The organism is Streptococcus marmotae (genome assembly GCF_001623565.1).
In the GTDB taxonomy this organism is placed as follows: Bacteria; Bacillota; Bacilli; order Lactobacillales; family Streptococcaceae; genus Streptococcus; species Streptococcus marmotae.
This window is the reverse complement of sequence record NZ_CP015196.1, coordinates 1,996,995-2,008,513: the sequence shown is the minus strand read 5'-3', so window position 1 is coordinate 2,008,513 and position 11,519 is coordinate 1,996,995. Positions and strand designations below refer to the sequence as shown.

Annotated in this window: 8 protein-coding genes; 5 read left to right on the top strand and 3 right to left on the bottom strand. The window is 40.6% G+C overall.

The genetic code is table 11. The features are described from left to right. The first annotated feature begins 199 nt into the window (after positions 1-199). Positions 200-2,686, top strand: a complete 2,487-nt coding sequence (locus A4H00_RS09815; protein WP_067090411.1) for an LPXTG cell wall anchor domain-containing protein — start codon at positions 200-202, stop codon at positions 2,684-2,686. 183 nt (positions 2,687-2,869) lie between these two features. Here the strand turns inward: A4H00_RS09815 and A4H00_RS09810 are convergent, their stop codons facing one another. The 3 genes from A4H00_RS09810 to A4H00_RS09800 form a co-directional block, all read right to left on the bottom strand. Continuing rightward, positions 2,870-4,126, bottom strand: a complete 1,257-nt coding sequence (locus A4H00_RS09810; protein ID WP_067085967.1) for an ISL3 family transposase — start codon at positions 4,124-4,126, stop codon at positions 2,870-2,872. A gap of 114 nt (positions 4,127-4,240) precedes the next feature. Continuing rightward, positions 4,241-5,476, bottom strand: coding sequence for an ISL3 family transposase (locus tag A4H00_RS09805; protein ID WP_067090408.1), 1,236 nt, complete (start codon positions 5,474-5,476; stop codon positions 4,241-4,243). A 502-nt stretch (positions 5,477-5,978) separates the two neighbouring features. Then, entirely contained in the window at positions 5,979-6,935 is a 957-nt protein-coding gene (locus A4H00_RS09800; protein WP_067090405.1) for a polysaccharide deacetylase family protein, read from the bottom strand. A 198-nt stretch (positions 6,936-7,133) separates the two neighbouring features. Here A4H00_RS09800 and A4H00_RS09795 point away from each other — a divergent pair, with 198 nt between their 5' ends. The 4 genes from A4H00_RS09795 (at position 7,134) to murB (ending at position 11,384) form a co-directional block, all read left to right on the top strand. Then, positions 7,134-8,420 (top strand): homoserine dehydrogenase, encoded by a 1,287-nt coding sequence (locus A4H00_RS09795; protein ID WP_067090401.1) that lies wholly within the window; start codon positions 7,134-7,136, stop codon positions 8,418-8,420. A 1-nt stretch (position 8,421) separates the two neighbouring features. Continuing rightward, complete coding sequence (gene thrB / locus A4H00_RS09790; protein ID WP_067090398.1) at positions 8,422-9,288, top strand: homoserine kinase; 867 nt, start codon at positions 8,422-8,424, stop codon at positions 9,286-9,288. A gap of 115 nt (positions 9,289-9,403) precedes the next feature. Continuing rightward, the gene (locus A4H00_RS09785) at positions 9,404-10,357 is read left to right on the top strand and encodes an IS30 family transposase (RefSeq protein WP_067090395.1); all 954 of its coding nucleotides are present in this window, start codon (positions 9,404-9,406) and stop codon (positions 10,355-10,357) included. Positions 10,358-10,481: 124 nt separating this feature from the next. Continuing rightward, positions 10,482-11,384: a UDP-N-acetylmuramate dehydrogenase gene (gene murB, locus A4H00_RS09780; protein ID WP_067090391.1), complete on the top strand. Its 903-nt coding sequence runs from the start codon at positions 10,482-10,484 to the stop codon at positions 11,382-11,384. Positions 11,385-11,519 lie beyond the last annotated feature (135 nt).

Sequence of the window (11,519 nt, the reverse complement as noted above, 5' to 3'; positions counted from 1 at the left end):
GTAAATTTATTAAGAAATACTAGCAATTTGTGATTGTAAAAAGCTGGAGAAATTTTGAAAACCAAAGGATTCTATGGTTATAAATGCTTGACAAAACAGTTGTCAATATATTAAGATAATGGTATAAGGATATTAGGATTGTAAGACTAGTGTTTTTATATAATTTATTTTACTTTTAAAGGTAAAACGGAGGAAAACTATGAATAAAAAGAAACTCTTTTTAGCAGGGTTAGCGAGCGTGACGTTGCTAGGAGCAGCGCAGGCAGCATACACGATTTCTGTCTCCGCACAAGGGACAGAAATGGATGCACAGGAAGCGGCAAAAAAGGCTGCTACTATCCTAGTTAAAGACAAAAATGGTCAGCCAGCCCCAGGTGTAACTGTTGAACTAGCATCTATTACCGCTACTGGTACCAGTAAGGTTGGAAGTATGGTAACAAATGACCAAGGAGTTGCAATATTTAATAATCTTACTGCAGGTCTTAAATACAAGGCTACAGTGATGGGGAACGATGCTTATACAGCTGGAGACGGCAGTAGCAACGAATTCACACATGATGGTAAACTTGCAACAGGAAGCACAGCTTCCCTAACAGTTGAAAAAGTAGTGAAAGACACAGAAAACACAGAAAACACAGGAAGCACAGAAGATTCAGGTAATGGTGTGGTTTCGGTACCAACTTCTTCTGCAGTTTTCCGTGTTCAAGATAAGGAAGGTAAGCCAGTAGAAGGTGCGACCGTTGCAGCAACAGACCCTAATGGTGATAAAAAAGAAGGAAAAACAGGCAAAGACGGAAATGTAATCTTAGACAAATTAGCTGTTGATGTTGAGTATGCCGTGAAAGTCACTGCAGTACCAGAAGGGTACAAACTACCAGACTCAGAGCAAAAACTAACTGTTGGTAAGGCTGCGACAAACAACAGTTTAGCACTTAGCGTTGAAAAAGTATCTAAAAAACACGAAGTTCTAAATGAGAACCTACGTAACGACAAGCCTGAATTAGCAGGTTCATCACACGTCGTTGTTAAAGTTGTAGACAACTCCCACACACCAGTTCCAGGTGCGACAGTTAAATTGTTTGCACCAGGTGGTACTGAAGCTTACAAGACAGCTACAGCAGATGAGTTTGGTAATGCAAACTTTGCAGGAGTGCTTCCAGGAGACTATACAGCAGTAGTTGCAAGCGTTCCAGAAGGATATGAAGAAAGCAAGTTTGAATTACCTGTAAAAGCAGTTGAGCATGAGACTACCAATGATTTTATTACAGTCGCTAAAAAAGAAGCACCTAAAAATTACTCAGTTCTACCTGATAATAACGAGGTTTTGAAACCAGAATTATCTAACTTAGAAGGTTCATCACAAGTCGTTGTTAAAGTTGTAGACAACTCCCACACTCCAGTTCCAGGTGCGACAGTTAAATTGTTTGTACCAGGTGCTGAAGGTACTTATAAGACAGTTACAGCAGATGAATTTGGTAATGCAGTCTTCACAGGAGTGTTACCAGGAGACTATTCAGCAGCACTTACAAGTGTTCCAGAAGGATATGAGTTAACTAACTTTGAATTATCTGTAAAAGCAGTTGAGCATGAGACTACCGAGGACTTTATTACAGTCAATAAAAAGGTAGAACAACAAAACAAGAATGAGGAAGAACCTAACACTTCAGTAGCGCAAGTACGCGTTAAAGTTGTCGATGAAGCTGGTAAACCAGTACCAAACGTATCAGTTGATGTTTTGGTAAATGGTAAAGCTGCAACTTACACAACAAATGATCAAGGTGTCCTCGAATTGACAACGAATGGTGGTGCAATGGTTCGCTACCGTATTGCAACACTTCCAGCAGGTTATGAGTATGTAATGTACAATGGTAGCCCAGTTAGCAACCAAGGTATGTTAACAGCTAATGCAGCTAGCTTGCAAGAACGTACTCTTGTATTGAAAAATGTTGGAGGTAAGCACCATTCTACTGGTCCAGATGAAGTTCCAACGGTTGATCTTCCAAAACTAGATCTAGATAATTTACAACAAAATGATGTACTTCCAGAAGGTGAAGCAAAAGTTATCGTGGCAGTTGTAGACTACGCAGACCAAAGCAAACCACTTGCAGGCGTTGGTATCAAAGTAACTGTAGGTGGAAAAGAGTACCGTTTGACAACAGGTGCAGATGGTACGATCACAATCCCAGCTAAAGACGGTGAAACAGTTGCATATGAAATTGTAGACCCAGGAAATAACGGCTACGGATTTGTAGAATACGGTGGAATGCCAGTGAGCCACAAAGGTGAAGTGAAAGCTCTTAAAGTTCGTGATGAAAAACGTACCCTTGTTCTTACAAAAGGTGGAGCAGCACCAAGCGGCCCACAAGGACCTATCCAAGGCCCAGGTATGCGTCATAAACCTGGTTCAACAACCACAAGCACAAATACTCCACCAGCTCCAGTAGGTGGACCAAAAGCAACAACTACAAGCACAAATACTGCTCCAGCTCCAGGTAACACTACTAAACCAGGCATGAGCACTTCAACAGCGAAAGCAGCTGCATCATCAGATAAAGCAGCAGCTAAGAAAGAAGAAGACAAGAAAGTATTGCCTAAGACAGGTGATGCAAGCTCACTTCTTACAGTTGTAGGAACAGTTCTTTCAGGTTTGGGTCTTGCAGGAGTAGCAAAACGCCGTAAAAAATAATTCACTTAGATAATCACTATTATATAAGGGATTTATAAAAAGAAAAGGCTTAGATGGATAGTCCTCTAAGTCTTTTCGGGCTCTTTGTCAACTGTAGTGGGTAGATGTCAGCTAACATCTAGAGAGGACCAAGTTGGTCTTCTCTTTTTTGGCTCTTTGTCAACTGTAGTGGGTAGATGTCAGCTAACATCTAGAGAGGACCAAGTTGGTCTTCTCTTTTTTGATATTGATGGCAATCAAAATCCGCTTTTTGAAGTTTTCAAAGTTCCGAAATCCAAAGGCATTACGCTTGATGACTTTGATAAGATTATTGGTAGCTTCCAATTTAGCGTTGGAATAAGGCAATTCCAAGGCGTTTAAAACCTTGTCCTTATCCTTTAGAAACGTCTTAAATACCGTCTGGAAAATAGGGTTAACAGTGGCTATTTCTTGCTCAATTAGGTCAAAGAAATGATCTGAGTTTTTCTCTTGGAAATGGAATAAAAGAAGTTGATAGAGTTCATAATGTTGTCGTAACTCATCTGAGTAGGATAGGAGCTTGTCTAAGATTTCCTTATTGGTCAAATGCATGCGAAAAGTAGGGCGATAAAACCGCTTGTCACTGAGTTTACGGCTATCTTGTTGTACCAGTTTCCAGTAGCGTTTGAGCGTCTTGTATTCATGCGATTTGCGGTCAAAAGCATTCATGATTTGGGTACGGACACGGTTCATAGCACGGCTGAGATGTTGCACAACGTGGAAGCGATCCAGCACGATTTTAGCATGAGGAAAAAGTTGTTTGGCTAGTTGATAGTAAGGGCTAAACATGTCCATAGTGATGATTTTAACGCGGTTTCTGACCTTTCTAGGGTATCTCAGAAAGTGATTTCGGATGGTTGCTTGCGTTCTTCCATCAAGGATAGCGATGATGTTATTTGTGTCAAAATCTTGAGCGATAAAGCTCATTTTCCCTTTCTTGAAGGCATACTCATCCCAGGACATGACTTCTGGAAGCTTATCCCAATCCGTTTCAAATTTAAACTCATTGAGTTTTCGAATAACTGTAGATGTAGAAATGGAGAGTCTGTGTGCGATATGTGTCATTGCTTGCTTTTCGATGAGTAATTGTGCGATTTTCTGGTTGACAGCGACAGAGATTTGATGGTTCTTCTTAACAATAGGAGTTTCAGCGACCGCTATTTTCCCACAGTCTTTGCACTTGAAACGACGCTTTCGAAGGCGGATAAGTAGCGGGTAGCCAGCAGTTTCTAAGTAGGGGATTTTAGAGGCTTTCTGGAAGTCGTACTTAGCCATTTGTCCCTTGCAGGAAGGGCATTTAGGGGCTGTGTAATCCAAGTGACCGTGGAGTTCTAAGTGTGTTCCCATGTCGCATTCATTAGTGATAGTGATATTTTTGTCTTTCATTTTGAGAAAATTTGTGATAAGATTTAGTTGTTCCATATGAGTCTTTCTAAATGATAGTTTTGTCGCTTTTCATTATAGGTCATATGGAACTTTTTTTCTACACTGAAAAAGGCTCCATAATCTCTGTGGCGGGCGTACCCACTACAGATATTATAGAGCCTCTTTTTTGATATTGATGGCAATCAAAATCCGCTTTTTGAAGTTTTCAAAGTTCCGAAATCCAAAGGCATTACGCTTGATGACTTTGATAAGATTATTGGTAGCTTCCAATTTAGCGTTGGAATAAGGTAATTTCAAGGCATTTAAAACCTTGTCCTTATCCTTTAGAAACGTCTTAAATACCGTCTGGAAAATAGGGTTAACAGTGGCTATTTCTTGTTCAATTAGGTCAAAGAAATGATCTGAGTTCTTCTCTTGGAAATGGAATAAAAGAAGTTGATAGAGTTCATAATGTTGTCGTAACTCATCTGAGTAGGATAGGAGCTTGTCTAAGATTTCCTTATTGGTCAAATGCATGCGAAAGGTTGGGCGATAAAACCGCTTGTCACTGAGTTTACGGCTATCTTGTTGTACCAGTTTCCAGTAGCGTTTGAGCGTCTTGTATTCATGCGATTTGCGGTCAAAAGCATTCATGATTTGGGTACGGACACGGTTCATAGCACGGCTGAGATGTTGCACAACGTGGAAGCGATCCAGCACGATTTTAGCATGAGGAAAAAGTTGTTTGGCTAGTTGATAGTAAGGGCTAAACATGTCCATAGTGATGATTTTAACGCGGTTTCTGACCTTTCTAGGGTATCTCAGAAAGTGATTTCGGATGGTTGCTTGCGTTCTTCCATCAAGGATAGCGATGATGTTATTTGTGTCAAAATCTTGAGCGATAAAGCTCATTTTCCCTTTCTTGAAGGCATACTCATCCCAGGACATGACTTCTGGAAGCTTATCCCAATCCGTTTCAAATTTAAACTCATTGAGTTTTCGAATAACTGTAGATGTAGAAATGGAGAGTCTGTGTGCGATATGTGTCATTGCTTGCTTTTCGATGAGTAATTGTGCGATTTTCTGGTTGACAGCGACAGAGATTTGATGGTTCTTCTTAACAATAGGAGTTTCAGCGACCGCTATTTTCCCACAGTCTTTGCACTTGAAACGACGCTTTCGAAGGCGGATAAGTAGCGGGTAGCCAGCAGTTTCTAAGTAGGGGATTTTAGAGGCTTTCTGGAAGTCGTACTTAGCCATTTGTCCCTTGCAGGAAGGGCATTTAGGGGCTGTGTAATCCAAGTGACCGTGGAGTTCTAAGTGTGTTCCCATGTCGCATTCATTAGTGATAGTGATATTTTTGTCTTTTATTTTGAGAAAATTTGTGATAAGATTTAGTTGTTCCATATGAGTCTTTCTAAATGATAGTTTTGTCGCTTTTCATTATAGGTCATATGGAACTTTTTTTCTACACTGAAAAAGGCTCCATAATCTCTGTGGCGGGCGTACCCACTACAGATATTATAGAGCCTAAATTTCAAAAATAGCTATTTTGTCTGTAACCATCCATTTTTGCTGTAAAACGGAGCAGATAAAGTGAGTCAAATAGATACTTATCAGTAAATGAGACGAACAGTAATAAAAAATAAGTAGTCCATGTCCGTACCGTCTAAGAAAGTAGTAAAAATGCTAACTTTGGTTTCCATTGAGTAATGTCAGAGAGCCAAAAATGGTTGAAACAGAAATAGATTTCCTCTTAATGAGCGTGAATTGACCGAAATTGGCTATGAAATTAGTGAAACAAAAGAAAAAGCAGATAGTTCAGCGAGACGTAATCAACATTCGCTTGAATATACCTGTCTTTTTTATGATTGGCTAGTTTTTGACTAGCCTCATTGAGGAAAGACTGTTATTGGTCAACAATCTGTAACAAGAGTTCGGCAGTGGTGGTTGGCAAAATTCGTATGCGATTTAAGGTGAGCAGTCCGTCTGTGGCGGAAGCAAGACCTTCGTTGGTTGTTACTCCTAGCTTGTAGTGATTATTCTCAACCGTTTTGATGGTCTGATCAGAATAGCGACCGGCTGGATAGGCTATTGCAATAGTGTCTTGATTCAGTTGGTGGTCTAGATATTCTTTCGAGTCTTTCAACTCGGTTTCCTGGGCTTCTAGTGTACTATATTCCAAATCTGGGTGATTGACAGTATGACTTTGGAAGGTCATACCCATGCCTTTCATTTCTTTGAGTTGTTCCAATGTCAAATGGTCTGGCTGTGTATCAGTAACACCTGTAATGACGTTATTAGTTGCAGTCATATTGTATTGTTTTAACAAGGGATAGGCGACTCTGTAGAAATCCCAAAGGCTATCATCAAAGGTAAGCCAGACGACTTTCTTATCTTTTGGGAGGACATTTTCGGTTAAAATTTTGTAAGCCTCTTCTGGTGTGAGAGTATAGTAGCCTGCTTCTTGTAAGGCTTTCAAATGGCTCTCAAAGGTAGCTGGATCAACAATTAAATTGGCATTTGCAGCTTCTTCAGCAGCCATGACATGGACAGCATGGTACATGAGAATCGGTATTTTGACGGGAGCTTCTTGCTTTTCCCATACCATGTTTTCCTTCTCAGCAGTGGTAACTGTATCCTGATTGGTTGATGAGGAGTCAAGTGCTTCATTTGTTACCTGACTGGCTTGAGTTGTTGATGATGGAGTTGATGTGGTACCCGCAAAGAGCCAATCACGTTTGAGATAGAGGGTGAGAGAAATGGCTAAAATAGCGGTTAGAGCCAGAAAAATACCCCAAAGGTTCTTCCTACGCTGTTGACGTTTTCCATTTTTACGACGGGCTCGGCTTCTTTGTGCTGCCATGACAACCTCCTTTTTTATCTAACGAGTCATCCTTCTACAGACCTATCTTGTAGGCAAAATATACCAACGAGATAGTGAGAGTTTGATGGATGAGAGTGTTATTCTACTATTTTTTGCTATGGTTCCATTATATCAAATTTTTTGCCAATTTCTCTGATTATCTGCTATAATAGTAGAAATACTTTTTAAGGAGTTTGTATGTCAGTAAAGATTGGATTATTAGGTTTTGGAACGGTAGCAAGTGGGATTCCGTTCTTGCTGAAGGAAAATGCTGAGAAGATTCAGCAAGCTGCTCAAGATACGATTGAAATTGCAAAAGTATTGGTACGAGACGATGCAGAAAAAGAACGCTTAGAAGCAGCAGGACACGACTATTATTTTGTGACAAATGTAGATGAGATTTTAGCTGATGAGGACATTCAGATTGTTGTTGAATTGATGGGACGGATTGAGCCAGCTAAGACGCTTATTCGTCGTGCTTTGGAGGCTGGGAAACATGTTGTTACAGCTAATAAAGACTTATTGGCAGTTCATGGAAGCGAACTGCGGACATTAGCAGAGAAGAACAAGGTCGCACTGTATTATGAAGCAGCTGTTGCGGGCGGTATTCCTATTTTGCGCACTCTGTCAAATTCATTGGTATCTGATAAGGTAACCCGTATCCTAGGTGTCCTAAATGGTACCTCGAATTTCATGATGACTAAAATGGTAGACGAGGGATGGACCTATGAAGAAGCCTTGAAAACAGCTCAAGAATTAGGGTATGCGGAATCTGATCCAACCAATGATGTTGAAGGAATTGATGCGGCCTACAAAGCAGTCATTCTCAGTCAATTTGGCTTTGGAATGACGATTGATTTTGATAATGTTGAGCATAAGGGAATCTCGACTATTTCACCAGATGATGTAGCGGTAGCGCAGGAATTGGGCTATGTCATTAAATTAGTTGGGGATATCCGGGAAACAGCTTCTGGTTTGTCAGCTGAAGTGTCACCAACCTTCTTGCCAAAGCAACACCCCTTAGCAAGTGTCAATGGCGTAATGAATGCGGTTTTTGTTGAGTCAATCGGAATTGGTCAATCTATGTATTATGGGCCAGGAGCTGGTCAAAAACCAACAGCAGCTAGCGTAACAGCAGATATTATTCGTATTGTTCGCCGTTTGAAAGATGAGACAGTTGGGAAATCCTTTAATGAATTCTCTCGTCCACTCCAAATTGCAGCCCCAAGTGATGTGCGTAGTGAATATTATTTCTCTATCTTGGCACCAGACAAAAATGGGACCTTGCTCCAATTGGCTGAGATTTTCAATGCGGAAGAAATTTCCTTCAAGCAAATTCTCCAACAGGCTTCTGACGGTGAGCAGGCACGGCTCGTAGTTGTAACCCATAGTATGAGTAAAACTCAGCTAGAACGTGTGACAAGCACTCTAGCAGAAGTAGCTGACTTTACGCTTCAAAATACCTTCAAAGTGTTAGGGGAATAAGATGAGGATTATCGTACCAGCAACCAGTGCCAATATTGGACCAGGTTTTGATTCAGTTGGCGTTGCGTTATCAAAGTATCTAACGATCGATATTGTTAAACCGCAGGATGAATGGTTTGTCGAGCATGATTTGGAATTTGTGCCTTCTGATCAATACAACCTGCTCATCAAAACGGCCTTGAAGGTTTGTCCAGATTTGCAGCCACATCATGTGCGGATGACGAGTGATATTCCACTAGCACGTGGACTTGGTTCCTCTAGTTCTGTCATTGTAGCAGGAATTGAACTAGCCAATCAATTGGCTAATTTAGAGTTGACAGATGATGAAAAACTGCGTTTGGCAACAGAAATCGAAGGACATCCGGATAATGTGGCGCCTGCGATTTTTGGGAATTTGGTCATCTCCAGTTATGTCAATAAAAAAGTTGCAAAGATTGTGACGGATTTTCCAGAAGCTAGCTTTGTTGCCTTTATTCCGAGCTATTCCTTGCGTACGAGCGAGAGTCGCAGCGTCTTGCCAACACAATTTTCATCGAAAAAAGCTGTTGCAGCAAGCTCTATTGCTAATGTGGCTATTGCGGCATTGTTAACAGGTGACTTAGTAGAAGCAGGAAAAGCCATTGAAGCCGATATGTTCCATGAGCCTTTTCGTCAAAAATTGGTTCAGGAATTCTATCCTATTCGTCAGTTAGGACGTGAATTAGGAGCTTATGCAACCTATCTATCTGGAGCAGGTCCAACCGTCATGGTTTTAGCAAGTAGGGACAAAGAACAAGCTATCAAAGAAGCTATAGATTCTCTTTCCCTAGATGGAGAGTGTGTCGTGCTGTCAGTTGATCGGCAAGGTGTCCGTACAGAATCAAGATAAGATTTTCAAAAAGGAACGAAAGTTCTAAAATGAAGTTAGCCACTCAATGGTATGAAAAAACATCTCAGAGAGATATAATTGTAATCACCACAACAACAATTAGAAAGATTCTGAGATGCAAAACTATTATACACCAAAAAGGAAACAGTTGACACTAGCTGAGCGTAGAATGATTGAACGTTGGCTTCAAGAAGGGTTCTCAAATCGTGAAATCGCTAGGAGATTGGCTAAAGCTCCTCAAACTATTCACAACGAAGTCAAACGTGGTCAGGTTAGACAACAAGTGCGTAAAGGAAAATTTGAAATAATCTACTCAGCTGACTTCGATCAAGAAGCCTATCAAAACAATCGTAAACATTCTGTGAAGCAGGCTTCCCTAACCAAGGAACTCAAAGAAAAGATTCTGCACTACATCAAACAGAAATACTCTCCTGAGATGATGGTAAAAGCAAAAGGGATACCTGTCTCCGTCTCCACCATTTACTACTGGATTCATCATGGACACTTAGGATTGACCAAGGATGACATGCTCTATCCTCGAAAAGAGAAAACGAAGAAAAAGCAAGCGAGTCCCAACTTTAAGCCGGCTGGAAAATCGATTGAGGAACGGCCTGAAAGCATTAATCAGCGTGAGAATGTTGGTGATGTTGAAATTGATACGGTTATTCAAACACGGGCAAAAAACGAGTGCCTGTTGACTCTAACTGATAGAAAGAGTCGTTATCAAATCATCCGACTTATTCCCGATAAGTCCGCGTCTTCAGTCAATCAAGCTCTGAAAATGATCCTCAGAGAGTATCAAATTAACTCAATCACAGCTGATAACGGGCCTGAATTCAGTCGTTTGGCAGATGTCTTTGATCCTGAGAACATTTATTATGCCCATCCTTATTCCTCTTGGGAGAGAGGAACTAATGAGAATCATAATAGACTCATCAGGCGTTGGTTGCCTAAGGGAAGCAAAAATGCGACGCAACAACAAGTCGCATTTATTGAAAACTGGATTAACAACTATCCAAAGAAGATATTGGGTTACAAATCTCCTAGAGAATTTTTACAGACTGGCTAACTTGAACTTGAAATTTAGCTTTTCAAAAAGGAACAGGGAAATTCTCCTTTTGTTCCTTTTTTTATCGTTTTCTACTGGGATTTTTGGTATAATGGACTGAATGTAGTTTGAAATGAGAGTTAGGATGAAAGAAAAAATAAGAACAACTTTGGCTGAAATCGATATTCGATTTGATGAGCCTTTAAAAGAATATACCTATACAAAAGTCGGGGGAAAGGTTGATTATTTAGCCTTTCCTCGGAATCGCTATGAGCTGGTACGGATTGTAACCTTTGCCAATGAGGAAAAGATTCCTTGGATGGTATTAGGAAACTCAAGTAATATCATTGTTCGTGATGGAGGAATTCGTGGCTTTGTGATCCGCATGGACAAGCTAAATAGCATTACTGTTTCAGGCTATACGATTGAAGCAGAAGCAGGAGCTAATTTGATTCAGACAACTCAGGTTGCAGCCCACCATTCCTTATCAGGTTTTGAGTTTGCTTGTGGGATTCCTGGAAGTATTGGCGGAGCAGTCTTTATGAATGCGGGTGCTTATGGTGGAGAGATTGCCCATATTTTGGTTTCTGCTCAAATTTTAACACCGAAAGGCTATGTGGAAACGCTGGATGCTCGGGCTTTGACATTTGGCTATCGTTCGTCCATTCTGCAAGAAAATGGAGCGATTGTTTTATCTGCAAAATTCGCCTTAAAACCTGGGAATCATACGGCTATTCAGCAAGAAATGGAACGCTTGACTCATTTACGTGAGTTAAAACAACCCTTGGAATATCCGTCATGTGGTTCAGTTTTTAAACGTCCTTTGGGGCATTTTGCGGGTCAATTAATTATGGAGGCTGGCTTGAAAGGTCATCGCATCGGTGGTGTTGAAGTATCTGAAAAACATGCAGGCTTCATGGTGAATGTCAAAAATGGGACAGCACAGGATTACGAAGACCTAGTAGCCTATGTGATTGATAAGGTCAACCAGCATTCTGGAGTAACCCTAGAGCGGGAAGTACGGATTTTAGGTGATTCTTTAGACTAAGGAAATAAAAATAAAGCATTTTAAACAGTAAGGGAGGTGAAGCCTATCGTAGCCGGTAGTATAGAAGGTAGTTATCATGCCTTAGAGTCAGAAAAGGCCTAACAGAGCCTCTAATCTGTAATCCATATAAAGAAG

Excerpts from the sequence above, each read along its gene's own strand:
- A4H00_RS09795 (WP_067090401.1), top strand. The coding sequence starts at position 7,134 with ATGTCAGTAAAGATTGGATTATTAGGTTTTGGAACGGTAGCAAGTGGG.
- A4H00_RS09810 (WP_067085967.1), bottom strand. The coding sequence starts at position 4,126 with ATGGAACAACTAAATCTTATCACAAATTTTCTCAAAATGAAAGACAAA.
- murB (WP_067090391.1), top strand. The coding sequence starts at position 10,482 with ATGAAAGAAAAAATAAGAACAACTTTGGCTGAAATCGATATTCGATTT.
- A4H00_RS09785 (WP_067090395.1), top strand. The coding sequence starts at position 9,404 with ATGCAAAACTATTATACACCAAAAAGGAAACAGTTGACACTAGCTGAG.
- thrB (WP_067090398.1), top strand. The coding sequence starts at position 8,422 with ATGAGGATTATCGTACCAGCAACCAGTGCCAATATTGGACCAGGTTTT.
- A4H00_RS09805 (WP_067090408.1), bottom strand. The coding sequence starts at position 5,476 with ATGGAACAACTAAATCTTATCACAAATTTTCTCAAAATAAAAGACAAA.
- A4H00_RS09815 (WP_067090411.1), top strand. The coding sequence starts at position 200 with ATGAATAAAAAGAAACTCTTTTTAGCAGGGTTAGCGAGCGTGACGTTG.
- A4H00_RS09800 (WP_067090405.1), bottom strand. The coding sequence starts at position 6,935 with ATGGCAGCACAAAGAAGCCGAGCCCGTCGTAAAAATGGAAAACGTCAA.